The organism is Reyranella sp. GW821-FHT14A01, assembly GCF_058803965.1.
On sequence record NZ_JBXAPM010000024.1, the window covers coordinates 28458 to 53956 of the forward strand.

At 66.5% G+C, this 25499-nt stretch carries 22 protein-coding genes and 1 tRNA gene; 4 read left to right on the forward strand and 19 right to left on the reverse strand.

Features of this window, described 5'->3' with window-relative positions; genetic code table 11:
* Positions 1 to 4: 4 nt before the first annotated feature.
* From AC1ROX_RS29420 to AC1ROX_RS29450, 7 genes are read right to left on the reverse strand one after another with little or no spacing between them, the layout of a single operon-like run.
* The gene (locus tag AC1ROX_RS29420; RefSeq protein ID WP_493132086.1) at positions 5 to 1177 is read right to left on the reverse strand and encodes an iron-containing alcohol dehydrogenase; all 1173 of its coding nucleotides are present in this window, start codon (positions 1175 to 1177) and stop codon (positions 5 to 7) included.
* Positions 1177 to 2541, reverse strand: coding sequence for a glutamine synthetase family protein (locus AC1ROX_RS29425; protein WP_493132088.1), 1365 nt, complete (start codon positions 2539 to 2541; stop codon positions 1177 to 1179). Before AC1ROX_RS29425 ends, AC1ROX_RS29420 begins: the two co-directional genes overlap by 1 nt.
* A 30-nt stretch (positions 2542 to 2571) precedes the next feature.
* Positions 2572 to 3876 carry a TRAP transporter large permease gene (locus AC1ROX_RS29430; protein ID WP_493132090.1) on the reverse strand — a complete coding sequence of 435 codons (1305 nt, stop codon included), beginning with the start codon at positions 3874 to 3876 and terminating at the stop codon, positions 2572 to 2574.
* 23 nt (positions 3877 to 3899) lie between these two features.
* Positions 3900 to 4484 (reverse strand): TRAP transporter small permease subunit, encoded by a 585-nt coding sequence (locus tag AC1ROX_RS29435; RefSeq protein WP_493132092.1) that lies wholly within the window; start codon positions 4482 to 4484, stop codon positions 3900 to 3902.
* On the reverse strand, positions 4481 to 5494 hold the full coding sequence (locus tag AC1ROX_RS29440) for a TRAP transporter substrate-binding protein (protein WP_493132094.1): 1014 nt from the start codon (positions 5492 to 5494) through the stop codon (positions 4481 to 4483). Before AC1ROX_RS29440 ends, AC1ROX_RS29435 begins: the two co-directional genes overlap by 4 nt.
* A 50-nt stretch (positions 5495 to 5544) precedes the next feature.
* A complete protein-coding gene (locus AC1ROX_RS29445; protein ID WP_493132096.1) occupies positions 5545 to 7218 on the reverse strand; it encodes a hydantoinase B/oxoprolinase family protein in 1674 nt (557 codons plus the stop codon).
* A 10-nt stretch (positions 7219 to 7228) separates the two neighbouring features.
* A complete protein-coding gene (locus AC1ROX_RS29450) occupies positions 7229 to 9307 on the reverse strand; it encodes a hydantoinase/oxoprolinase family protein (protein WP_493132098.1) in 2079 nt (692 codons plus the stop codon).
* Positions 9308 to 9402: 95 nt separating this feature from the next.
* Between AC1ROX_RS29450 and AC1ROX_RS29455 the strand changes: the two genes are divergently transcribed.
* The 4 genes from AC1ROX_RS29455 to AC1ROX_RS29470 are packed head-to-tail and all read left to right on the forward strand — an operon-like array spanning position 9403 to position 14684.
* Positions 9403 to 10596 (forward strand): cyclic nucleotide-gated ion channel, encoded by a 1194-nt coding sequence (locus AC1ROX_RS29455; protein WP_493132100.1) that lies wholly within the window; start codon positions 9403 to 9405, stop codon positions 10594 to 10596.
* Complete coding sequence (locus AC1ROX_RS29460) at positions 10593 to 12284, forward strand: FAD-dependent oxidoreductase (RefSeq protein WP_493132102.1); 1692 nt, start codon at positions 10593 to 10595, stop codon at positions 12282 to 12284. The genes AC1ROX_RS29455 and AC1ROX_RS29460 overlap by 4 nt, the downstream gene beginning before the upstream one ends.
* A gap of 28 nt (positions 12285 to 12312) precedes the next feature.
* Positions 12313 to 13719: a mannose-1-phosphate guanylyltransferase/mannose-6-phosphate isomerase gene (locus AC1ROX_RS29465; RefSeq protein ID WP_493132105.1), complete on the forward strand. Its 1407-nt coding sequence runs from the start codon at positions 12313 to 12315 to the stop codon at positions 13717 to 13719.
* 2 nt (positions 13720 to 13721) lie between these two features.
* On the forward strand, positions 13722 to 14684 hold the full coding sequence (locus tag AC1ROX_RS29470; RefSeq protein WP_493132107.1) for a hypothetical protein: 963 nt from the start codon (positions 13722 to 13724) through the stop codon (positions 14682 to 14684).
* Here the strand turns inward: AC1ROX_RS29470 and AC1ROX_RS29475 are convergent.
* From AC1ROX_RS29475 to coaD, 12 genes are all read right to left on the reverse strand, one after another.
* Positions 14681 to 15979, reverse strand: coding sequence for a glycosyltransferase (locus AC1ROX_RS29475; RefSeq protein WP_493132109.1), 1299 nt, complete (start codon positions 15977 to 15979; stop codon positions 14681 to 14683). The two genes, AC1ROX_RS29470 and AC1ROX_RS29475, sit on opposite strands and share 4 nt — an antisense overlap.
* Positions 15980 to 15989: 10 nt before the next feature.
* Positions 15990 to 17234 (reverse strand): glycosyltransferase family 2 protein, encoded by a 1245-nt coding sequence (locus AC1ROX_RS29480; RefSeq protein ID WP_493132111.1) that lies wholly within the window; start codon positions 17232 to 17234, stop codon positions 15990 to 15992.
* Positions 17235 to 17250: 16 nt separating this feature from the next.
* A complete protein-coding gene (locus AC1ROX_RS29485) occupies positions 17251 to 17967 on the reverse strand; it encodes an ABC transporter ATP-binding protein (protein WP_493132113.1) in 717 nt (238 codons plus the stop codon).
* A gap of 2 nt (positions 17968 to 17969) precedes the next feature.
* Entirely contained in the window at positions 17970 to 19250 is a 1281-nt protein-coding gene (locus tag AC1ROX_RS29490) for an ABC transporter permease (RefSeq protein WP_493132115.1), read from the reverse strand.
* Positions 19250 to 20209 (reverse strand): HlyD family secretion protein, encoded by a 960-nt coding sequence (locus AC1ROX_RS29495; RefSeq protein ID WP_493132117.1) that lies wholly within the window; start codon positions 20207 to 20209, stop codon positions 19250 to 19252. Before AC1ROX_RS29495 ends, AC1ROX_RS29490 begins: the two co-directional genes overlap by 1 nt.
* Positions 20210 to 20289: 80 nt before the next feature.
* Positions 20290 to 21444 carry a polysaccharide biosynthesis/export family protein gene (locus AC1ROX_RS29500; protein ID WP_493132119.1) on the reverse strand — a complete coding sequence of 385 codons (1155 nt, stop codon included), beginning with the start codon at positions 21442 to 21444 and terminating at the stop codon, positions 20290 to 20292.
* Between the two features lie 137 nt (positions 21445 to 21581).
* Positions 21582 to 21914, reverse strand: coding sequence for an STAS domain-containing protein (locus tag AC1ROX_RS29505; RefSeq protein ID WP_493132121.1), 333 nt, complete (start codon positions 21912 to 21914; stop codon positions 21582 to 21584).
* Positions 21911 to 23077, reverse strand: coding sequence for a glycosyltransferase (locus AC1ROX_RS29510; protein WP_493132123.1), 1167 nt, complete (start codon positions 23075 to 23077; stop codon positions 21911 to 21913). Before AC1ROX_RS29510 ends, AC1ROX_RS29505 begins: the two co-directional genes overlap by 4 nt.
* Before the next feature lie 6 nt (positions 23078 to 23083).
* The gene (locus tag AC1ROX_RS29515; RefSeq protein WP_493132125.1) at positions 23084 to 23920 is read right to left on the reverse strand and encodes an ABC transporter ATP-binding protein; all 837 of its coding nucleotides are present in this window, start codon (positions 23918 to 23920) and stop codon (positions 23084 to 23086) included.
* Positions 23898 to 24776, reverse strand: a complete 879-nt coding sequence (locus AC1ROX_RS29520; protein ID WP_493132127.1) for an ABC transporter permease — start codon at positions 24774 to 24776, stop codon at positions 23898 to 23900. The genes AC1ROX_RS29515 and AC1ROX_RS29520 overlap by 23 nt, the downstream gene beginning before the upstream one ends.
* A 28-nt stretch (positions 24777 to 24804) precedes the next feature.
* Positions 24805 to 24879 (reverse strand) — tRNA-Lys (locus tag AC1ROX_RS29525).
* 87 nt (positions 24880 to 24966) lie between these two features.
* Entirely contained in the window at positions 24967 to 25473 is a 507-nt protein-coding gene (gene coaD / locus AC1ROX_RS29530; protein WP_493132129.1) for a pantetheine-phosphate adenylyltransferase, read from the reverse strand.
* Positions 25474 to 25499: the final 26 nt, after the last annotated feature.

A 25499-nucleotide genomic window follows, 5' to 3' on the forward strand; every position in this document is an offset into this window, starting at 1 on the left:
CTCATCAGAGCCTCCCTGCGACAGCGGCCTCGTACATCTTGCGCATCTCCGGCACGCCGGCCTTGACCGGGTTGCCGCCGGCCGTCGGATCGACCGCGGCCATCTCCGAGAACTTGTCGAGATGCTCGGCCTTCACGCCGAGTTCGGCCAGCGTATGGGGAATACCGATCTCGCGCCGCAGGTCGAGCGTCCACTGCAGGAAGCCGTCGAAGGTCGGCGTGCGCAGGTCGAGCGAGCGCGCGAGCCGCACGATCTTGTCCTCGATGGCGGCGCGATTGAACTGCACCACGTATGGCATGACGACCGCGTTGGTCAGACCATGATGCGTGTCGAGCACGGCACCGACCGGATGCGACAGCGAATGGATGGCACCCAGCCCCTTCTGGAACGCCGTCGAGCCCATCTGCGAGGCGGCCAGCATGTGGCCGCGGGCCTCGATATCGCGGCCGTCCTTGACCGCACGCGCGAGGTTCTCCTTCACCAGCCGCATGCCTTCAACGGCGATACCCTCGGCATAGGGGTGATAGCCCGGCGCGCAATAGGCCTCCAAGCAGTGGCAGAAGGCATCCATGCCGGTGCCGGCCGTCAGCTTGGGCGGCAGGCCGACCGTCAGCTCGGGATCGGCGATCACGAGCTGCGGCATCATCTTCGGGTGGAAGATGATCTTCTTCGTCTTCGTCGCGGGATCGGTGATCACGGCGGCGCGGCCGGTCTCCGAGCCGGTGCCGGCCGTGGTCGGCACGGCGATCGAGGGATGGATGCCGGCCGGATTGGCGCGCGTGTACCAGTCGCCGATATCCTCGAAATCCCACAGCGGCCGCGTCTGCCCGGCCATGAAGGCGATGGCCTTGCCCGCGTCGATGCCCGAGCCGCCGCCCCAGGCGATGACGCCGTCATGCTTGCCGGCGCGCAACACGCGGACGCCCGCCTCGACATTTGCCAGGACCGGATTGGGCTTCACCTCGCTGAACACCGCGACCTCGATGCCCTCCTTGCGCAGCGACAGCGTGGCGCTGGAGACCATCGAGAGCTTCGCCAACCCTGTATCGGTGACCAGCAGTGGCCGCCGCAGGCCCACCACCTTGCAGGCATCGGCCAGCTCGCGGACGCGGCCGGCGCCGAAGCGGATCGAGGTCGGGAAGTTCCAGTTGCCGAGGAGCGGCGTTGCGGGTGGCATCAAATGATTTCCATGTAGCGGTCGAGTTCCCAGTCCGTGATGGCCTTGCGGAACTCACGCTCTTCCCATTCGCGTGTTGCGGAATAATGATCGACGAAGGCGTCGCCGAAGAGGTCGCGCGCCGGCTTCGAGGCCTTCAGTCGGCCGGCAGCTTCCATCAACGTTCGCGGCAGCTGCGACTTGGCCGGATGCTTCTTCTCGTAGGAATTGCCCGTGACCGGCTCGCCGGGATCGATCCCCTGCTCGATGCCCCACAGGCCCGAGCCGATGGCGGCGGCGAGCGCCAGGTAGGGATTGGCGTCGGCGGCGGCCACGCGATACTCGACGCGGGTCGACTTGGCCGAGCCCGGGATCACGCGCAGCGAGGTCGTGCGGTTTTCCACGCCCCAGGTCGAGGCGGTCGGCGCCCAGAAACCCGGGATCAGACGGCGATAGGAGTTCACGTTCGAGGCCACCATGCCCAGCAGCTCGGGCATCAGCGCCGCCTGGCCACCGACGAACTGGCGCATGATCTTGCTCATGCGGTGCGGCGCCTTCTCGTCGAAGAAGACCGGCTTGCCGCCCTTCCACAGCGACATGTGCATATGGCCGCCGCAGCCCGGCCAGTCCTTCGACCACTTGGCCATGAAGGTGGCCAGCCAGCCCTGCTTCTGCGCCAGCACCTTGGTGAAGAGCTTGAACAGCGCCGCCTTGTCGGTCGCGGCCAGCGCATCGTCGACCCTCAGGGCCGCTTCGAGCACGCCGGCGCCGGTCTCGGTGTGCAGGCCCTCGATGCCCATGTCCATCGCCTCGCACATCGCGAGCAGGTCCTTGTACCAGTCGGACAGGACCGAGTTGCGCAGGACCGAGTAGCCGAAGAAGCCCGGCGAGATCGGCTTCAGGTTGCGATAGCCCTTCTCGCGGATCGACTCAGGCGTTTCCGCGAAGACGAAGAACTCGTACTCGAACCCGACCTTCACGTCGAAGCCGAGCTTCTTCGCGCGCGCCAGGACCCGGCGCAAGGTGCCGCGCGGACAGATCTCCTCGGCCTTGTCGACGAACTCGCAGAGGAACATCAGGTTGCCGGGCTCGGTCGCGATCTCGCGGCAGGTCTCCGGCAGGATGCGGACGTTGGCGTCGGGATAGCCTGAATGCCAGCCCGTGTAGGTGACGTTGTCGTAGAGCTGGTCGTTCATGTCCCAGCCCAGCACCACGTCGCAGAAGCCGAAGCCTCCCTCGAGGGCGGAGCGGAACTTGTCGACGTGGATGTACTTGCCGCGCAGGATGCCGTCGATGTCGTGGACGCCCACCTTCACGTGGGTGAGCCCGCGCTGCTTGACGATCTTCAGGGCATCGGCCGCCGTCTTGACCTGCCGCGGTTCCATTCAGCTCCCCTCGTTACCCGAGAGGGCAGACTAGCTGCTGAGATAGCGCGGAAGCCAGAGGGCAATGTCGGGGAAAACGGCGATGAGCATGGTGAACAGGATCATGATCATCAGGTACGGCAAGGTCACGCGCGCGATGTAGCCCAGCCCGTCCTCGGTCAGGCCCTGGATCACGAACAGGTTGAAGCCGACGGGCGGCGTGATCTGTGCCATCTCGACCACCAGCACCAGGAAGACGCCGAACCAGATCGGATCGAAGCCCGCCCCCTTCACGATCGGCATGACGATCGGCAGGGTCATCACGATCATGCTGAACCCGTCGAGGAAGCAGCCGAGGATCAGGTAGAAGACGATGAGCGCCACGATCAACATGAACGACGACAGGCCGAGGCTCTTCACGAACTCCGCGACGGCTGCGGGAATACCGAGAAAGGCCGCCGCACTGCCGAGGATCGAGGCGCCGAGCACGATCAGCGCGATCATGGCGCAGGTCTGGACCGAGCCGATGGCGATCGCCTTCAAGGCCGCGCGCGACAATTCTCGCTGGATGCCGGCCACGACCAGCGCGCCTAGGACGCCCACGGCGGCAGCTTCCGACGGCGTTGCCAGTCCGCCATACATCGAACCGAGCACGCACAGGATCAGGAACACGGCCGGCCCGAGTTCACGCAGCGATGTCAGGAATTCCGCCGCCGTCGCGATCCGGACCTTGCGCTCAGAAGCGGGCACCAGTTCCGGCTTGAGGGCGGTGTGAAGCATGATCCAGCCCATGAAGCAGCCGGCCAACAGGAATCCGGGGATGAAGCCCGCCGTGAAGAGCTTGGCGATCGAGACGTCGCCCAGCACGCCGTAGATGATCATGATGTTGGACGGCGGGATCAGGAATCCCAAGGTGCCCGCGCCGGCGAGCGAGCCCACGGCGACGTCCTTCGAATAGCCGCGCTTTAGGAGTTCGGACAGCGAGATGCGGCCTACGACCTGGGTCGTCGCGGCCGAGGAGCCCGAGATGGCGGCGAAGATCGTGCAGCCGATGACGTTCACGTGCAGCAATCGCCCCGGCAACAGCGCGGCCCACGGCGAGAGGCCGCGGAACAGCGTCTGCGACAGGCGGGTGCGGAACAGGATCTCGCCCATGATGATGAACAGCGGCAGCGCCAGCAGTTCCTGCGTCGTCAGGATGTTCCAGGTGTACTGCGCCAGCAGCTTGTCGAGCGGGATGTCGCGGAAGATCGCCAGCAGGACCGTGCCGGTGACGGCGAGCGTCCAGCCGATCCACAGGCCGCCCGCCAGGAAGGCGAACAGCACGACGAACATGACGATGACGATTTCGAGCATCGCAGCCTAACTCAAACGCTGGATCATTCGGTGACCGACCCGGCCCGCATGTTGACGTCCTCGAGCGGCAGGCCGAACAGCGCCTGGAAGAAGCGGGCGACGAACTGCATGACCAGCAGGCAGATGCCGAAGGTCACGAGGGCCTGAGGGATCCAGAGCGGCGTGGCGCTGGAAATCGACACCTGGTCCGACGTGAAGCTGCGCCAGGTGAAGTTCACCATCGCCACCGCCAGGTATCCAGAGAAGGCGACGCCAAGCGCCGCCAGAACCGTCTCGAGCCAGCGCCGTACCTGCGGCGAGACCCGCGCCACGACCAGGGTGACCCGGATATGGCCGCCGGCCCGCAACGTCATGGCGGCGCCGAAGGTGAAGGCCGCTGCCATCAGGTAGGAGCTGTACTCCCAGGCGACCGGAATATCGGACGGCACCCAGGGGAAGATGTCTGACAGGGCGCGCAGCAGCACCTCGGCCAGCATCAGGCAGGTGAGCGTCGCCAAGCAGGCGGCGCCCATCCAGCCGTCGAGGCGGCCCAGCAGGTCGATCCCGTCGAGGAAGGCGCGCAGCGGCTGCGGCGCGCCCGCATTGGGATTGGGCCCGTGGCCGCTCACCCGCGCTTCATCTCGGCGAGGTAGGCTTTGATCGGCTTCTCCGCCGCCGGGACGCGCTTGTAGAACTCCACGATCATCGGCGCCGTCTTCTTCTGCAGTTCGGCCGTCATCGCCGGCGGCGGGATGACGAGCTGCATGCCGCCCGCGATCAGCTTGGCGTTGCTGTCCTTGTCGGCCTGCAGCGAGGACTGCCAGAACTCGGGCTCCAGCTTCTTGGCCAGGTCGACGATGATCTTCTGGTTGGCCGGCGAGATCTTCTTCCAGGTGTCGTTGTTGATCGTGACGATCTCCGACGACCAGGCATGGTTGGTCTGGTGGAAGAACTTCAGGAACTCCCAGAACTTGCCATCGACGCCCGACACCGACGAAGTCGACACGCCGGACACGGCGCCTGACGACAGGGCCGCGATCGTCTCACCCCACGGGATCAGCGCCGGCGCCATGCCGATGGCGCTGCACATCTCCTGCGCGTTCTTGTCGGGCACGCGGATCTTGATGCCCTTGAGGGCGTCGAGCGTCTCGACCTTGACCTTCAGATGCAGGTACTGCGTCGGCCACGGCACCGTGTAGAGCATCGTCTGGTTGTTCTTCAGCAGCACCTTCTCGTATTCGGGCCGCAGATACTTGTGCAGCACCTTCAGCTCCTCGATGTTGTTCGATATGAAGGGGATTCCTTCGACGCCCAGGATCGGCTCGTCACCGATCTGCTGGATGTTCAGGATGTCGGCCATTGGCACGAGGCCGTCGCGCACGGCGCGCATCTGCTCGGGTCCCTTGAAGCCGAGCTGGCCGCCCGCCTTGACGTCGATCTCGACGGCGCCGTTCGTCTCCTTCTTCACCTCTTCGGCGAAGCGCTTGACGTTGACCGTGTGGAAGTTTCCATCCGGCCACACGGTCGCCAGCGGCAACTTGAGCGCCGCCTGTCCCATCACCACGGCCGGCGCACCGACCATCGCCATCGCACCGACACCCACGCCCGCCTTCAAGGCGCCCCTACGTCCCAGCTTCATCGAAGCCCCCATTGTTGAGGTTGACACCCTTCCCCTATCCAGCCGACGCCCTACTCCGCAGCCTGCGGCGGCTTGAATTCATAGACCTTCTCGGCCGTCTCCTCGGAGATCAGGCCGTCGGCAAGATCGTTGGCGACCTGCGTGCGATCGCGCTCCTTCGGCGCGCCGATGCCGGCGCCGCCCGGCGTCAGGATCATCAGCCGCTCGCCCGGCGGGATGAGCTGGAAGCCCTTGCCCTTCAGGGTCTGGCCGGACTTGAACGCCACCACGCCCGCCTCGCCGTCGCCGCCGCCATCGCGGCCGCGCGCCGGATAGTCGATGCGGTCGAAGGCGGCCAGCAGGTCGAACGGCTCGTCGATGCCGCTCTCGATCTCCATGATCTGGCCCAGCCCGCCGCGCGTGCGGCCGGCGCCGCCCGAATCGGGGCGGAATTCCTTGCGCCAGAAGATCAGCGGCGTCTGGGTCTCGGCGATCTCGACCGGCGTGCCGCGCACGCCGCTGGGATAGGCCGTGGCCGACAGGCCGTCCTTGTCGGGACGCGCGCCGGTGCCGCCGTTCGAGGTGATGGCCATGCCGAAGCCGTAGTTGCCGCCCTCGCCACCCTTCACGCGACCGCGCACGTTGATGTTCCACAGGCACGAGGTGCCCTCGGCCGGCACCCTCTCCGGCACGACCTGGCGCAGGCAGCCGAAGGTCACGTCCGGCAGCATCTGGCCGATGACATGGCGCGACGCGACCGCGGTCGGCTTGGGCGCGTTCAGGATGCAGCCCTCGGGCGCCGACACGGTCAGCGGCTCGAGCGAACCGGCATTGTTCGGGATATGCGTGGAAACCACGCAGCCCAGGCCGAACACGGTGTAGGCCGTCGTATAAGCGTGCGGCACGTTGATGCCGCGCCGCGACACGCCGGTCGTGCCGGTGAAGTCGACATGGATGCCGGTGTCGGAGATGGTCAGCGTCGCCTTCAGGGTCACCGGCTCGTCGTAACCGTCGACCGTCATGCTGTTGTGCCAGGTGCCCTTGGGCAGCTTGGCGATCTCGGCCAGCACCGCCTCGCGCGAACGCGCAATGACGTGATCGCCCAGCTCGTCCAGCGACTCGATGCCGAACTCGTCCATCATCTCGACAAGGCGGCGCGCGCCGACATCGTTGCAGGCGGCCAGGGAGTAGACGTCGCCCTCGGTGTCGACCGGCTGGCGCGTGTTGGCGCGGATCATCGCGAACAGGGTCTCGTTCGCCTTCCCCTGGTCGAACAGCTTCAGCATGGGGATGTAGAGCCCCTCCATGAACACGTCGGTCGCGTCGGGTCCGAAGCCGATGCCGCCGATGTCCATGAGATGGCTGGTGCAGGAGAACAGCGCCACCAGCTTGCCGTTGCGGAAGCACGGCGTGGTGATGACGAAGTCGTTGAGATGGCCGGTGCCCATCCACGGGTCGTTGGTGATGTAGGCGTCGCCCGCCTTCATCGTCTCGACCGGGAAGTAGCGCAGGAAGTGCTTCACCGATTCGGCCATCGAGTTCACGTGGCCCGGCGTGCCGGTCACGGCCTGGGCCAGCATGCGGCCCTGCAGATCGAAGACGCCGGCGGAGAGGTCGCCGCACTCGCGCACGATCGGGCTGAAGGCGGTGCGCATCAGGGTCTGCGCCTGCTCCTCCACCACCGCGATCAGGCGGTTCCACATGATCTGCAGATCGATCAGGCCGACGCTGTTGGACTGGCTCATCGGTTACTCCTCACGCGTCCTTGCGATCCATGACGATACAACCTGAGGCATCGATGTGCGCGGCAAAACTGGCCGAGATATAGGTCGATGTCTCGTCCTCGGCGACGATGGCCGGGCCGGCGAAGGTGCTGCCCGGCGGCAGCTTCTCGCGACGGTAGACCGGCACGTCGGCGGTCTTGCCGCTGCGGCCGTCGAACACGGGACGCCTGCCCACCGGCTGCGGCGCCGGTGCGCTGCCGGCCTTGCCCTGGACCTCGGGCCGCTTGGCCTCGGTGGAGACCTGGACCGACCAGCTCAGGATCTCGATGGCGGCATTGGGGATATGGCGCTCGAACAGCATGCCATAATCGCGCTCATAGGCCTCGCGCAGGGCGTCGGTATCGGACGCCGTCAGCGGCCGTTGCGGCAAGGTCACCATGATCTCGTGGCCCTGGCCGACATAGCGCATGAAGGCGACGCGACGCTCGAAGGTCGGCAGGCCGCGTGCACCCGGCACCACCAGCGCCGTTGCCTCCCGGCTCATCTCCTCCAGCAACTCGGTTGCCCCGGCCGCGTCGAACGTATCGAGGCGCATGTAGCGGCTGCGTACCAGCTCGAACGAAACCGGCGCTGCCAGGAAGCCGACCGCGGAGCCGACGCCGGCATTGGGCGGCACGATCACGCGCTGCACGCCGATCTTCTCGGCGACGCGCGCGGCATGGAGCGGCGCGCCGCCACCGAAGGCGATCAGCGTGTACTGGTTGACGACCGCGCCGCGCTCGACGCCGTGCACGCGCGCGGCACTCGCCATGTTCTCCGACACCATCTCGTAGACGGCATAGGCTCCCATCTCGGTCGACAGGCCGATGCCCTCGGCCACGTCGCGCTCGATGGCGCCGCGCGCGGCGTCGATGTCGAGGGCGATCGAGCCACCGGCGAAGTGCGCCGGGTCGATCGTGCCCAGCACGACATTGGCATCGGTCACGGCGGGATGGAGACCGCCGCGGCCGTAGCAGGCCGGGCCGGGCTCGGCGCCCGCGCTTTCGGGCCCGACCGTGACGCGCTTCAACGCGTCGAGCCGGGCGATCGAGCCCCCGCCCGCGCCGATCTCGACCATCTCGATCACCGGGATGCGGACCGGCAGGCCGGAGCCCTTGAGGAAGCGGGCCGCACGATCGACCTCGAACAGCCGTGCGGTATGCGGCTGGTAGTCGTCGATCAGGCAGATCTTGGCCGTGGTGCCACCCATGTCGTAGCTGAGTGCGCGTGCTTCACCGGCACGCGCCGCCACCTGCGCAGCAAAAATCGCGCCGCCTGCCGGGCCGGACTCGACCAGCCGTACCGGGAAGCGACGCGCCGTCTCGATGGCGGTGAGGCCGCCGCCGGAGGTCACGAGGTAGATCGTGCCGGTGAACTTCTCGGCCGCCAGCGCCGCCTGCATGCGGGCGAGGTAGGAATCCATCAAGGGCTGCACATAGGCGTTGGCGACTGCGGTCGAGGTGCGCTCGTATTCGCGGACCTCGGGGCAGACCTCGCTCGACAGCGTCACCCGGAGATCCGGCAGCTCCGCCTTCAGGATCTCGGCGACACGCCGCTCATGGGCCGGGTTCACATAGGAATGCATGAAGGAAACGGCCACGCTCTCGATGCCCTCGGCCTTGAGCGTTGCCGCCAGCGTCCGCACCGCACCTTCGTCGAGGGCCAGTCGAACCTTGCCGTTCACGTCCATGCGCTCAGGGATCGTGAAGCGCATCGCGCGCGCGACCAGCGGCCTGGGCTTCTCGATGCTGAGATCGTACTGGTCGTAGCGACTCTCATTGGCGATATCGAGGACATCGCGGAACCCTTCGGTGGCGATCAGCGCCGTGCGCGCCCCGCGCCGTTCGATGACGGCATTGGTGGCCAGCGTGGTGCCGTGCACGAAGACGCCGACATCGCCGAAACCCTTGCCGGCATCGCCCAGGATCAGGCGCACTCCCTCCAGGACGGCCTCTTCGGGCCGCTGTGGCGTCGTCAGCAGCTTGCGCGTGATCCGACGGCCTCCCTCTTCCAACACCACATCCGTGAACGTGCCGCCGATGTCGACGGCAATGCGCAAATCGCTGACCACCTTGAATACAGACCTCTTTGTCGGGAATGGGCTGGACGGTAGACCGGGCGACCCCACGTTGCAATTCGCAGGCCAGCCCGCCTATGGTCGCTCCCGTGACGGCTACCGAGAAGACGCTCCGCGCGCAGGTGTTCGACATCCTGCGCCCCTCCGACCCTGCGCCGGCCGCCCGCCGTTGGCGGAAGCTGCATCTGGCCGTCCTCGGCATCGGCCTGCTCGCCGTCATCCTGCTCTCGATCGATGAGATGCTCAGCCCCCACCGCGCGATCCTGCGCGGCGCCATCTGGGGCGTGACGCTCTTTTTCCTGGGAGAATATGCGGCGCGGTTGTGGGTGGCACCGGAATCGCCGCAACTGGTCGACATGTCACCCACGATGGCGCGGCTGCGCTGGGCAACGAGCCTGTCCGGGTTGATCGGCCTGCTGGCGGTAACACCCGCCGTCATGCTGGCGGGCGGCTACAGCATCATGGGTGCCGACGCCGCCTCCATCTTCTGCATCCTGTGGATCATGAAACTGGGGCTGCACGCGCCCGCCTTCGGCACCCTGGGGCGCGTGATCTCCAACGAACGCGCGCCGATCGCCAGCGTTCTGATCGTGTTCGCGATCCTGCTGATGTCCGCGGCGACCGGCGCCCATATCGTGGAGCGCGACGGCCAGCCCCAGCAGTTCGGCAGCCTGCCCAACGCCATGTGGTGGTCGGTCGTCACCCTGACGACGACCGGCTACGGCGACGTGGTGCCGCTGACGCCGGCCGGCCGCATCATCGGCTCGGCGCTGATGATCAGCGGCATCGCGGTGCTGGCCCTGATGACCGGCGTGCTCGCCACCGGCTTCGCACAGGAGGAGCGGCGGCGCGAATATCTGCGTGTCTGGGACCAGGTCACGCGCGTGCCGATCTTCGCGTCGCTGGGGGTCGTCACCCTGTCCGAGATCGTGGGCAAGCTGCGTACGCGCTACTATCCTGCCCGCGTTACCGTGCTGCGGCGCGGCGATCCCGGCGATTCGATGTTCTTCATCTCCAGCGGCGAGGTCGAGGTGCGCCTGCCGACCGGCGGCACCGTCCGCCTGGGCGACGGCGCCTTCTTCGGCGAGATGTCGCTGCTCAATCGGCAGCCTCGTGCCGCCACAATCGTCACCACCGCGCCGACGACCCTGCTGGTGCTCTATGCCAGCGACTTCTACGAGATCGCTTCCCACATTCCGGCCCTTGCCGAAGCCGTGGAGAACGAAGCCCGGCGCCGCGGCGAAGAGAATATCGAGCGCCAATCCGGCGGTTCGAAGCCATGATCGAGACCGACCTGCTGGTGGTCGGTTCCGGAGCCGCCGGCTTCTCGGCGGCATTGACGGCCTCGCATGCCGGCCTCGATGTGCTGATGGTCGAAAAGGAGAAGCTGTTCGGCGGGACCACGGCCTATTCGGCGGGCGTCATCTGGATTCCCGGCAACCGGCACGGCCGGGCGCTCGGCATCGCCGACTCGAAAGAAGACGCGCTCACCTATCTCCAGCACGAGGCGGGCAATCGCCTGAACCTCGAACTGGCCAACGCTTTCCTCGACAACTGCAATCCCGCCGTCGAGTTCATCGAGAACAACACGCACGTGCGCTACGAGGCCGTGCCGATCTGGGCCGACTATCATCCGACCAAGCCGGGCGCCGCGCAGGGCGGCCGCTCGTTGTTGCCGCTGCCATTCGACGGGCGGCGGCTCGGCAAGCGGTTCGACCAGCTGCGCGCGCCATTGCGGACCATGATGGCGTTCGGCGGCATGATGCTCGGCCGCAACGACCTGCCGCACGTCTTCAGGATGACGCGCTCCGCCCGCTCGGCGCTCCACGTCGCCGGCATGACGGCGCGCTATGCCATCGACCGGCTGAACCATGATCGCGGCACGCGCCTCACCAACGGCAACGGCCTGATCGCCGCCCTAGCCCTCTCGGCCGGGGAGCGCGGCATCGACCTGTGGCTGGACAGTCCGGTCGTCGAACTGGTGCAGAGCGACGGTGCCGTCACCGGCGCGATCGTGCAGCGCGAGGGAAAGCGGCAGGAGATCCGGGCGCGGCGCGGCGTCGTGCTGGCCTGCGGCGGCTTTCCCGCCGACGACGAGTTCAAGCGCCGCTACTACGGCCATGTCCGTGACGGCCACTTCCATCGCTCGGCGCCGCCGCCGGGCAATCGCGGCGACGGTATCCGGCTCGGCCAATCGGCCGGCGGCGCCATGGCCGAGGATGTCGCCTATCCCGCCGCCTGGGTCCCTGTCTCGCTGGTGCCGCAGCCCGATGGCTCGACCCTGCCGTTCCCGCATTTCTACGAGCGCGGCAAGCCCGGCTATATCGCCGTCGATCCGACGGGCCGACGCTTCGCCAACGAATCGGCCTCCTATCACGACTTCGTCCCGGCCATGGTCGAAGCCTGCCGCGGCCGCAACGAGACGAGCGCGTGGCTGCTGTGCGACCACCGCGCCATCCGGCGCTACGGCATGGGCGCCATCGGCCCGGCCCCGCTGCCGCTCGGGCCTCATATCCGGAATGGCTACCTGCTGGCTGCGGGAAGCTGGGCAGAGCTGGCAGTAAAAATGGATGTTGATTCAGTCACACTGCAATCCACGATTGCCCGGTTCAGCGCAAATGCCGCACGAGGCGAAGACCCCGATTTCGGAAAGGGTACCGACGCCTATCACCGCTTCAACGGTGATCCCACGCACGGACCCAATCCCTGTCTGGCACCCCTAGAGCAGGGTCCCTTCTACGCCATGAAAATGGTCCCGGGAGACATCGGGACCTTACTGGGCCTCCGGGTGGACGGGCATGCCCGGGTCCTCGATGGTCAGGGAACCCCGATCCGCGGCCTCTATGCGGCGGGCAACGACATGACCAGCGTCATGGGTGGTACCTATCCAGGCGCCGGCATCACCATTGGCCCGGCCCTCACCTTCGGCTATATCGCGGCTCGGCACGCGGCCGCAGAAGCCGCCCGTTAAGCCCCCAAAAGCAACGAAAGCCGCCGTCATGTCGCTCATCACGCCCGTTATCCTGGTCGGAGGCTCCGGCAAGCGCCTGTGGCCGCTGTCGCGCGAGAGCATGCCCAAGCAGTTCGTGCCGCTGCTGGGCAAGCAATCGACCTTCCAGCAGACCCTGCTGCGCGTCGCCGACCGCACCCTGTTCGGCAAGCCCGTGATCGCGACCAACGACGCCTATCGCTTCATGTGCGAGAGCCAGGCGCGCGAGATCGGCGTCGAGATCGACATCCTGGTCGAACCGTCGCGCCGCGACTCCGGCCCCGCCATGGCCGCCGCCGCTGCCTATACCCGCGGTCTCGGCGCGAGGGCCGTGCTGGCGCTCGCGTCGGACCATCTGGTGATCGGCGCCGAGGAATTCCTGGCCGGCTGCCGCGAGGGCCTCACGGCCGTCGAGAAAGGCGGCATCGTCACCTTCGGCATCCCCCCGACGGAACCCAAGACCGACTACGGCTACATCCGTCCCGGGACCGAGAAGATCGGCCCGGTGATGAAGGTCGCGGCCTTCGTCGAGAAGCCCAATGCCCAGACGGCGATGCAGTACATCGCCGAGGGCCTGCTGTGGAACAGCGGCAACTTCCTGTTCCCGCCCGAGCTGCTGCTGTCGGAGATGGCCCGCTTCGAGCCGGCGATGGCCGCCGCGGCCGAGGAGGCCGTCGCCAAGGCCCGGAAGACCGACTCGACCGTGTTCCTCGACGCCGAAGCCTTCGGCAAGGCACCGGCCAAGTCGATCGACTATGCCGTCATGGAGCGCACCGACAAATGCTGGGTCGTGCCGGCCCGCTTCCGCTGGTCCGACCTCGGCACCTGGGACGCGCTGCTCGATGTCGGCCATGCCGACAGCGCCGGCAATGTCACCGAAGGCCCGGTCGAGATCGACCATGTGCGCAATTCCTACATCCGCTCGGACGGGCCGCTCACCGCGGTGATCGGCGTCGAGGATGTCGTCGTGGTGTCGATGAACGACGCCGTGCTGGTCGGCCATCGCGACAACCTTCCGCGCCTGAAGGACGTGGTGCAGCGCATGTCTGACGGCAAGCACCGCGCCGCCACCGAGCATGCGGTGATGCACCGCCCGTGGGGCAGCTACCAGGACATCGACCGCGGCGAACGCTTCCGCGCCAAGCGGCTGACGGTCAAGCCCGGCGCCAAGCTCAGCCTGCAGAGCCACAACCGCCGCGCCGAGCACTGGGTGGTCGTCAAAGGCATCGCCGAGGTCACGCTCGACGGCAAGGTCACGACCCTGCACGAAAACGAATCGACCTACATTCCGATCGGCGGCGTCCATCGCCTCGCCAATCCCGGCGAGGAGCTGCTGGAAGTGGTCGAGGTGCAGACCGGCGAGTATGTCGAGGAAGACGACATCGTGCGCTACGAGGACATCTACGCGCGGGTCTGAGCATGTTGTTCGGCGTCCACCACGAGTGGGGCAAGCTTCGCGACGTGGTGATCGGCATCTCGCCGGCCGAAGACTTCGTCGTCTTCCATGAGGACTCGCAGCGCTGGCTGACAGAGGCCGGCGCCGAGTTCAGCAGCACCTACGCCGGCAAGCGGCTGATCGATGTCGATCCCGAATGGGCGCACCGGATCGAGCGCCAGGTCGATGCGCTGGCCGAACTCGTGGCCCGCGAGGGCGTCTCCGTGCATCGCCCGCAGCGGCTGAAGGGCGAGGAACGCACCTTCCTCGCTCCGAACGGCGAAGGCGCGCAGCTCTTTCCGCGCGACGGCATGATCGTTGTCGGCAGGCACGTGATCGACGCCTCGCTGCGCCTGAAGTGCCGCCAGCGCGAGCGCTACGGCCTGCGACCGCTCATCCAGAAAGCCGTGGCCGCGAAGGGCGCCCATTGGTCGAGCGTCCCGCTGGGCTCGCCGGCCTGCGTCGACGGCCCCTTTCTCGAAGGCGGCGATACGCTGCTCAACAGCCGCGAGATCTATGTCGGCATCTCGGGCTGCGCCTCCGATCTCGCCGGTGCCGACTGGCTGCAGGCCCTGCTCGGCGACACCTACCGGGTGCTTCCCGTGGCGCTGCGCTCCAACGTGCTGCACCTCGACTGTGCACTGGGTCTCGTGAAGCCCGGCCTGCTGGTCTATTGCCCCGGGAAGCTGATCGACGGTCTGCCGATGTCGCTGCGTGAGTGGGACAAGATCGAGGTCTCGGTCGAGGAGGCCACGCTCCTCGCGACCAACGGCCTGGTGCTCGAGGAAGGCCGCATGATCGTCGACGCCGACAATCGCCGGGTGATCGACGAACTGAAGCGCCGCAAGGTCGACGTCATCCCGCTTCCCTTCGACGGACCGATCCGGACCGGCGGCGGCCTGCGCTGCGCCCACCACCCGCTGCTGCGCGAGAGCGTGCTGGATTAAGTTCCGCGCTTGGGCGTGCGGTCGAACACGACCGGCTTGGGCTTGCTGAACATCTTCCGGAAATGGACGCCGAACGAGCGGACGACGGTCGCCACCTGGCCGCCGACGAAGCGCATCAGCACGACGGCGAATTCCAGCGGCGGGATCTCGCCGCCGCGGATGAAATTGTGACCGGCGCGCAGGAAGGTCGTGGCGCAGACCAGCACCCAGGCCACGGTCACGACGAACAGCGTCAGCAGCAGCGGTATCAGCGAGGGGGCCAGCAGGCCCGCCAGGATGCCGGACACGACGCCGACCAGAAGCACCGGCTGGTTGAGCGCCATGCAGAGATGCAGCAGCGCCGCCAGCTTGGCGGACGGCGTGATGTCCCGGCTCTTCAGGATCTCGGGGAACATCCGCATCGAGACGTGGCGGAAGCCGTCCTGCCAGCGCTGCTGCTGGCGCAGCCAGGTCTTGGTGTCGGCTGGCAGTTCGCCCGGCACACCGACGCTGGTGAGGAACAAGGCGCGCCAGCCCTTCACCCAGCCGCGATAGGTGAGGTCGAGATCCTCGGTGACGGTGTCGCCCTTCCAGCCGCCGCCTGCGTCGATGGCCGCGCGCTGCCAGATCCCGCAGGTGCCGTTGAAGGGCAGCGGATGGCCGGCCCAGCAGCGCGTCGCCTGCTCGATGCCGAGATGGGCGTCGAGCGTCACCATCTGCATCTCGGTCAGCGCATTCTCGTGCGGATTGAGGAAGTCGAAGCGCGCCTGGACGAATGCCGTCTTCGGCTCCGCAAAGAACGGCCGCATGCAGACGCGCAGGAAGTCGGTCGGCGGGATATAGTCGACGTCGAAGATCGCGAAGAAATCGTACGGCGTCTGCTGCATCGCCTCGTGCAGCGCGCCGCCCTTGTAGCCGCTGCGGTCGGTGCGCTGCAGCGCCACCACGTCGAAGCCCTTGGCGCGCAGCTCCGCCGCGACCTGGCGGACCATGTCGGCCGTCTCGTCGGTGCTGTCGTCGAGCAGCTGGATATGCAGTCTGTCGCGCGGCCAGTCGAGCGCCGCCGCAGACTCCGCGCCGCGGCGCACCACAGGGCCTTCGTTGAACGACGGGATCTGCACCACGACATGCGGCAGGTCGGCATCGGCCGGCAACGGCGTCGACAGCAGCCTCTCCTCGCGCTGGAGGCCCCTCGCCTTCAGGCGGTGATGCAGCACCACCATGTAGAGCAGGCTGCCGATGAAGGCGGCCAGCAGGACGCAGCAGACCGCGAACACGGCGCCGAACAGAAGAGCCAGGGTGGCGAGGATGGCCATCGAAGCTGCCTCAGATGCCCGTCTTGGGCGTGCGGTTGAACTCTGTCTTCTTGCCGAAGCCGGCGCTTACGATCGCGGCGGCGTTGGCGACGGCGAGATATACGATCAGCACCGGCACGCTGGCAGCCGTGACCAGATAGCGCGCCACGCTGCCGCGCTGCAGGCGCTTGTAGGCGCCCCAGGTCATGCCGAACAGCACGACCAGCATGCCGATCAGCCACAGCCAGAGACCGAACCGGAAAAGTCCGAGCAGCCTTCCATGGCCCACGATGGAGACGACCAGGGCCACGATACCGACGACGAGCAGCGGGAAAATGAGCTGCTGGGCGAGTGCCACGGTGGTGGTGAGCTTGGCCTCGGTCGGCCAGGCGGACCTCCAGATCGGGCCCAGCAGCTTGCGGGCGACCTGCACGAAGCCCTTGGACCAGCGGCTCTGCTGGGCGCTGAAATCCTCGACCTTCTGCGGCAGCTCGCCGACCACGTGCGTGTCCATCAGGAACACGCCGGTCCAGCCCTTCAGGTAGGTCCGCAGCACCAGGTCGAGATCCTCCGACAGCGTGTCGTGCGACCAGCCCCCCGCCTCTTCGACGGCGGCGCGGCGCCAGATGCCGCCGGTACCGTTGAACTGGAACGGCACACCGCGCCGCGCCCGCACGTCCTGTTCCACGGCGAAGTGCGCGTCCTGCATGAGTCGCTGGGCGCGCGTCAGCCAGTTGCGCTCGCCGTTGCCCCACTCGATGCGGGTCTGCACGAAGGCGGCGCGCGGGTTGGCCAGCATCGCGGCCATCGCCTGCTTCAGCCAGCCGGGCGGCGGCACGAAGTCGGCGTCGAACACGGCGACATAGGGCGCATCGTCGAGCGCCAGGCCGGCCGCCAGCGCACCGGCCTTGAAGCCGCCGCGGTCGCTGCGCCGGACGTGATGGGCGTCGATCCCGGCGCGGCGCAGGCGTTCCACCGCATGGGCGGCGATGTCCGACGTGATGTCGTTGCTGTCGTCGAGGAGCTGGATGGTGAGGCGGTCGCGCGGCCAGTCGAGCGCCCCCATCGCGGCCATCGAGCGCTCGACCACAAGCGGCTCGTTGTAGACCGGCACCTGCACCAGTACGCGCGGCAGCCCGTCGGGCAATGCCGCGGCCGGAGCCTCGTCGCGCGGCAATTCGAACAGCCAGTAGACCAGGTAGAGGAAATAACCCGCGATCGCGAACTGGGCGGCCAGGCACAGGAAGACGAGGAGATCGATCAGGAACAGCAGCATGCCGGGGCCGCCGTTCTCAGTGGTAATGAATCGGGACTTCGAAGCACCGGCCGTCCTCGATATGGAGGCGGCGCGAGGCGACGTCGAAGATGCGTTCGTCGTGGGTCGACAGCACCACCGCGCACTTGGCGCGCATGGAGAGATCCTTGAGCTGGTCGACCACCAGCCGTCCCGAGACACGGTCGAGCGCCGAGGTGGGCTCGTCGGCAATGATGAGGTCGGGCAAGCCGATCATGGTGCGCGCGATCGCCACTCGCTGCTGCTGGCCGCCCGACAGCTCGTCCGGCCAGGCCGATCCCTTGTCGGCGAGGCCCAGCATGCCGAGGAGATGCCGCGCCCGCGGCTCGTCCCAGTCCGGATCCGCCAGGGGCGTCGTCGAGACGCCGGCGATCACGTTCTGCAGCGCCGTCAGGGAGGACAGGAGATTGCGCTTCTGGAACAGGAAGCGGATGCGGTTGCGCAGGACATCGAGGTCGGAGCCGCCCAGGCCCACGATATCGGTGCCGAGCAGCCGCAGCTTGCCCTCGGAGGGCTTGCGCATGGTCCCGAGGATGGTCAACAGCGTGGTCTTGCCCGATCCCGACGGGCCGGTGACGATCACCAGCTCGCCCTCGCGGACCTGCATGTTGATGTCGAACAGCACGTCGACCCGCTGCGGCCCTTCGCCGTAGTGATGATGGACGTCGACCGCCTCGACGACCGCCGGCCCGAAACCCTGTGTATCGGCCGTCATGGTCACTCGAACAGCATGATGGGGTCGACCCGCCACAGGCGCCGGATGGCGAACAGGCTGGAGACGGCCGTCATGATCAGGCAGGCGACCAGCGCCACGACCATTTCGCGCAGGCCCATCGTCATGCCGAGATGCATGGCAGCCTCCGTGGCGCCGTAGACGAGGCGGCCCAGCGTGAAGGCCACGAGGAAAGCCGGCGTGATGATGGCCGCGCCGATCTGGGCGATCATGAACAGGAAGAACCACCAGTCGTAGCCGAGGCTCTTCAGGATGGCGTATTCCGGCAGATAGAATCGGATGATCTGATACTGGGCGTAGTAGATGAAGACCATGCCGATCATCACGCCCATCACGAAACCCAAGTCGGTGATGTAGCCGACCGGCGTCTCGCGCGACCAGTAGGTGCGTTCGCGTCTCTCGAAGTCGCGCAGGCTGAGGACCTCGCCGCGTCCGGCCAGCGCGGTGTTCAACTCCTGACGGACGGCGTCGATGTTGGAGCCCTTGGCCAACTGAATGGCGATGAAGGCCGGACGGTCGGACCACCACGAGCCGAAGACCTCGGCCATCGTGTCCTCGGACATGATGACGGCGCCGTCGTTCAGCACGTTGGGCCCGAGCGCGAAGGTCCCGACCACGAAAAGCTGGCGCAGCAACCCGCGATTGTCGGGCGGTCCCAGGACCTGGAATTCCGGCTTGCCGGGGCCGACCTGCTCGGCGAGATCGCCGAAATAAGGCCGCGATTCGCGATCGTAGAGCAGCCGGCGCGCCTCGCGCAGCCGGTAGAGATTCTCGCGCAGGCCGGGAACGTCGAAGGCGGGCCGTTCGACATCGACCGCGTACCAAGCGATGCGGCGGGCGGTCGGCATCCCGGCATGGGTCAGCGACATCACGCCGAACCAGAACGGCAGCGTATTGGTCACCGCCTGGTTGGCCGCCAGGACGTCGGTCAGGGAAGCGGGCACTTCGGCATGAAGCTGCAGCGACTTGAAGCCGTTGGGCACCAGGACGAGGTCGCCCACCACCGACCGGTGAAGCCGGATCGCCGAATCGTAGACGGCCCGTTCGATGCCGAGCTGGGCGAAGATCACCAGCAGGCTGGCGGTCACGCCGGCAAGCGAGAGAAGCGTGCTGGTCCGCTGACGCTTGAGCTGCTGGGCGCCCAGCGGCATCCGCGTCGCGGTGATCGCGGCCGCCCGCAGACGGCTGAACGAGAAATTAGGGCGCCACGAAAACCACCGCCTCCGCCGCGGCAGCGACTTGGCCGCTGGCAGCGTGACGGTCATCAGAGAAAGGTGACGCGCGTCTCGCGGCCCAGGACCTGCGGCATGCTGGACGGGTCGTCGAGCTGGATCTCGACCTGCACCACGCGGGCGTCGGTGGACGACCCGCCATCGGGCTCCATGCGCTGCATCCGCTTCACAGTGGGTGCAACGCGCGAGATCGTGCCTTGATAGACGGTCGGGCTGCCGCGGAACGTCACCTCGACCTTGCCGCCCGCCGCGATCCGGCCGACGTTCAGCTCGTCCACATCCGCCAGGACACGGAGCTGCGACAGGTCGACGATCTTGGCGATGCCGTTCATCGAGATGCGCTCGCCCTGGCGCGTGTAGATCTGGATCACCATGCCGTCCAGCGGCGAGCGCACCAGCGCCTGCTCGCGGGTGTTGCGGGCATTGTCGAGCTTCGCCTGGATGATCGAGATGTCGGTGTCGATCTGCTGAAGGTCGGTCTGCAGAGTTTCCTTGAGAACACGCAGCTTGGCCTGCTCGCGTTCGAGGCTTTGCTGGGAGATGCTCTGCTCGAGCTGCTTCTGGTCCGGCGGCTTGCCGGAACGCTGCATCTCGAGGTTCTTGAGCTTGACCTCCTCGGTCGCCGACTTGACCATGACTTCCTGCATGGCGATCTCGGCAGTGCGATAGCCGCTGACCATCGCTTCGCGCGCCTGCTTGGTCTTGGCTAGTTCCGCCTCGGAGGTCCGGACGGCGATATCGGCCTTCGGATAGTTCGACAGGACGGCGATCACCTCATCGCGCTTGACCTTCTGGCCGTCGGTCACCTTCAACTCGATCAGCACGCCGCCACCCACCGGGTCGCCGGCGATCACGGCCGTGCCCGAAGGTGCGTCGGTGTATCCGCGGGAAATCAACGGCGCCACCGGACGCGGTCCGTCCTGGGCACTGCTGGTCTGCCGGCTGGGCGTCATCCACAGGACAAGGGCCGCGATGACGAGCAACGCGGCCAAACCTGTGGCGCCCCAAGTGAACTTTCGTGCCTGCGCCATAATAGATGGTACCAGAAAACGCTCCGGTACGCTTCCTTTAGTTAGTAGCCCGTGGTGAGGATATTGCCTCGCGCGACCCCCACGATCGAAACTGTGCGATAGATTGATGTCAGAATCTTGTCGTACTCGTACAGCGGGGCGTTCGTGATGTAGACAACGTCCTTGGGCAGCACGGGAAACTGCTGCGCGACAAAAATGGATACGGGTTGATAGAGATCAAGCCGGAAAACCCGGCCCCGCGCCGTGGGGTTGTTCAGCGAATCCCCCAATCTGAACACATAAACGCCCGTTTTGTTCGCGCGCGAGTCGTTCAGCCCGCCGACCATGCCCATGGCCTCCAGCAGGCTGACCGTATGCTTGGACATGTCGACGTTGCCCGCCTTCACCACGGCGCCCAGCACCGTGAACATGCGCGGGTTGGGGCGCACCACGATCTCGTCGTTCTTCTGGAGGGCGATGTCGCCTCCCGCCAGCAGGTCGGAGAACTGCGACTGCAGGATGATCTGGCCGTTGCGGCGCACCACGACTTCGAACTGGTTGGCACCGACCCCGCCGGGGACCTGACCACCCATGCCGGACGGACCGCCGGACTTGTTGATCGCCTCGACGACGGTGCGGACACCTTCCAGCAGGGAGACCCGGCCGGGGTTCCTCACGTCGCCCGACACCATGACCGTATGCGTCCGGTCGGCGACGAATTCGACGATGACCTGCGGATCCTGGGCCTTGCCGGAAGCGGCAACCTGCTGGGCGACCTTCTTTTCGATCTGGCTGAGATCGAGCCCCGCAACCTTGATCGTGCCGACGAACGGCACGGTGATGGTGCCGTCATCGGTGACGCGCTGGACGCCGAAATCCGCACCCGGCCTCTGGATGGTCGGGAAAATGCTGCCTTCGTAGGGCTCGAAGACACGGACCTTGATGGCATCGCCCGGCGCCACGGCGACCCGGCCGCCGGCCGGCAGATTGCTCACCGTCGAGGGCTTATCGACGGGCGGCGGCTGCCGATAATTCACGATCGTGGTGGGCGTGAGATCGATCACGTCGAACGGCAATGCCTCGGTCGACGTCGTGGCCGCTCCGCCCATCCAGGGACCGTCGCCGGGCATCGCGGTACAGGCCGCCAAGCCAATACCCAGGCCGAGGACAATGGCGGTCGGTCGCGCGGCAGCGCGCAGCCAGCTCCAGATTGTCAAATCCCGATCTCCGTCCGGAACTGTCGCAGCGATTCTTGCCGCGCCATGCCCCAACTCATTGATATTTCAACTCAGCCCAAGATGTAGTTAACCCGCAGGCCCGCGCGGGTGCAAGCTTTCCCCGGTGGATGGCGACGTTACTTCTGGAGCCTCGCCGCGGCTTGCTCCGTCGTTTCGGCGATGTCGAGCAACTCCGAGAAGCCGCTGACAAGGAGGCAGTCCCAGGCCGCACCGGTGAACCGGCAGAAAACGACGCGGGCCTGCACCTGCGCTGCCTTGTGCAGAACGGACGCAAAGGTGCGCACGCCGGCGGCACTCATATAGGCGACCTGACTGCCATCGACGATGACGCGGGCCCCCGGCCGAAGAGCCGCCATCAGCATGACCTCGACGTCCGACACCGTCACGGAATCGACTTTCGCCGGCAACGTCACGGTGGAGATCGGATGCCTGGTACCCATACTACTCATGCGGATTTCCCGGTTGCGGTGTTGCTCGGCGTATCCTTGCCAGTGTCCCGGCGGTCGCGCCATTGGCCGCCGAGGTCGGTCCCGCGCCAATAAATGGTCCGGCCCCACAACGCCGTTACGATGAGCGCCGGCGCCAGCGCCTCGCGAACCATCGCCGCCGCCGCCGCGCGCCTTCCGAACGCCAGGCCGCGGCCCGCCATGAACCACTTCTCGGCCAGCAGCCAGGAGGCGGTATGAAGGGCAAGGGCCGCGGCGATCAGGGTCGCGTTCGCCCCCCAACCGATGAGTGCAGCGGCTCCGGCTCCGCCTGTGGCGGCCCAACCGATCGCGGGTTCCCACAGCACGAGCGGCCAGACCGGCAGGCGCAGCCGGGTTCTTGCCCAGCGGACCTGCCGACGCCACACGGTGCTCCAAGACCGCCTCCCGAGCGGCAGGCGCGGCATGACTTCGCCGAGGCGCGTGGGAAGCCCCAGGCCACGCACGGAACGCACGACCGAATAGTCGTCGGCGATCCAGCGATTGAAGCCGCGCCAGTTGCCGATGCGTTGCAGCGTGTCGTGGGTCATCAGCGTGACACCGCCGGACGCCACGGCCAGGCCCAGCCGGTCGGCTGCGAACAGGAACCTTGCCTGATGGCCGTCGATATAGGCCCGCTCGATCTCGGCCGCGAAAGTCCCCGGCGCTTCCGCCGCCTTGAGCGCCAGCACGAGCCCCGCCCCCGCCGACAGAGGCGCCGCCGCGCGGCACAGTTCGTCGAGGCTGAGATGGATGCCGGCGTCGCACAGCGCCACGATCCCGCGGCTTGCCGCCTCGAGCCCCTTGCGCACGTTGTTCATCTTGGGGTTGAAGGTGTCGTCGCGCCCGACCAAGATCGGCGCCTCCGGCCACAAGGCCCGGGTCGGCACCACGGCGCCGTCATCGGCGTCGGCCACGCAGATCAGCACTTCCGCCCCGGCTTCGGCCAGCCGCCGCAGGACCTGCACATAGGCCTCGGCCGCGTCCTCGGCGCCGGCCATCGGCGCCACGATGCTGAAATCAGTGGCCTTGTGGCGGGCGGGAATGGCCGGACGGGGCGTTCGCGCCAGCGCGGCGCTTACCCAATGGATTGCCGAGCCGAGGGACCACCAGCCGAAGCCGAGCCACGCCAGGGTCCCCGGCTCCATGCCGCATCACTCGCCGGCAGCAACCTGCTTGGCGGTCCCAGGCTGGGCGTTCCCGGACTGGGCGTTCCCGGAGGAGAAGCGCTGGACATCGTCCTTCTCGACCAGCAGGGCGCGATGATAGGAGCGGATGACGTCGTTGGGATCGCCCTGCTCGCGGATACGCCCTTCCTCGATCCAGATGGCGCGTGTGCACAGGCGGCGCACCTCGGCCATCGAATGGGACACGAAGAGCAGCGTCCCGGTCTTGCGGAAATTGTCGATCCAGTCGAGGCACTTGCGCTGGAAGGCGGCGTCGCCGACCGACAGGGCCTCGTCGACGACCAGGATGTCGGCCTCGACATGGGCGCAGATCGAGAAGGCCAGGCGCGTGCGCATGCCCATCGAATAGTGCTTCACCGGCTGGTCCATGTACTCGCCGATGCCGGCGAATTCGGCGATCGAATCGAACTTGCGCAGGACCTCGCTGCGCTTCAGGCCGAGCACGGCGCCGCCGATCAGGACGTTCTCGCGACCCGACAGCTCCATGTCGAAGGTCGAGCCCAGCGCCAGCACCGGCGCGATGCGGCCCGTGACCCTGAGTTCGCCATGGCTGGGCAGGGTCATGCCGCAGACCACCTGTAGCAGGGTGGACTTGCCGCAGCCGTTGCGGCCGAGGATGCCGATGCTCTCGCCCTTCTTCACCTCGAGGCTGACGTCGCGCAGCACCCAGAACGGCTTGAAGTAGGCTTTCCACCAGCCGAACAGGACCTGTTTCAGCCAGTCGTTGCGATGGGCGTAGAGCTGGAAGGCCTTGCCGAGGTTTTTCGCCTCGACGACGACCTCAGAGGACGTCGACGATGACATTCCGATACCTGTCGAAGAACCAGTAGCCGAAATAGAAGCTGAACAGCGAAATAAACAATGTCCAGCCGTAAAGGATCATGTTGGGCAATCTGCCCCCCAGCACCAAGTCGCGCAGAATTTCGACAAAGCAAACCAGCGCATTGCCATACATCCAAAAATCGTAGGGCGCCGGCACCATCGACGGCAGATAGAAAATCGGCGTCGCAAACATGAAAAGAGGCACGATCGTGATCATCAGATAGCCGGCATCGCGCGTGAACGCTCCGAGAGCCGCCAGGAACCATGACATGCCGATCAAGAACGCGATGAACGGGATGAAAATGAACGGCAGCAACAGCACCGTCACGGGCAGCTCGCCAATCACCGCCAATTGGAACAGCAGCATCACCCCCAAGGAGATCAGCGTATAGGCCGTGGCGCGCAGCGTCGAGATCACCGCCAGCATGTCGCTGGGAAAGATCGTCTGCTTGATGAAATGGGTGTACTCGTGCAGCAGCATCGGTGCACGAAATGCCATCTCTGAGAAGAAATTGAAGATGATGAGGCCGCCGAAGATGAATAGGGCGTAACCGGCCTGGCTCTTGGCCAGATTTTCGGGCAGCGGCAGAGTCAGGGCCGTGCTGAACACCAAGGAATAGACGGCGATCATCAGCAGGGGGGCAATGATCGCCCAGATCCATCCGGCGATCGACCCCTTGAAGCGCTCGCGAACCTCGCGCCGCAGGATGGCAGCGATCAGGTCGCGATGCTGCGACATCCGGACGAACGGCTTCACGATGAAGCTGAAGAGGCGCTCGATCGGACCGAGATTCTCGACCACGATCTGCTTGCCGTTGACGACTTTCACCGACGGCATGAGCCGTTCTTCTCCCTCTTGGGTCCAGTGGTGAGCCCGGTGGGGTACGATCCCACGACCCTCTGATTAAAAGTCAGATGCTCTACCGCTGAGCTACGGGCTCTTCCCGGTTCCGCGCCGCGGGCCTGTCCACCGCGCGGCGCCCATATAAAGTGTGGCGGGCCGGGGGTCAACGCGACCGGTGCCTGCCTTATTTTTTCCCGAATTTGGCTTTGAGCCGCTCGAACACGCGCTTGGACACGAACTGCGACGTGTCGCCGCCCAGGCGTGCAATGTCCTTCACCAGCGACGAGGCGATGAACTGATGCCGGTCGGACGCCATCAGGAAGATGGTTTCGATGGCAGGCTCCATGCGGGCGTTCATGTTGGCCATCTGGATTTCGTACTCGAAATCCGAGACGGCCCGCAGCCCGCGGATGATGACGGACGCATTCACGTCGCGCGCAAAGTGAATCAGCAATCCCTCGAACGGCACGACGGTGATGCGATCGCGGTCCGCCTGTGGAAAATCCGCGATGTCTTCCTTGATGATCTCGATCCGCTCCTCGAGCGAGAACAGCGGTCCCTTGCCCACATTGATGTGCGGCCCGATCACCAGCCTGTCCACGAGTCGCAGCGAGCGCCGCACGACTTCCATGTGCCCGCTCGTGATGGGATCGAACGTGCCCGGATACACCCCGGTGCGTTCTACGGCCATGTCTCCCCCTTGTGCGCAGACTGCGA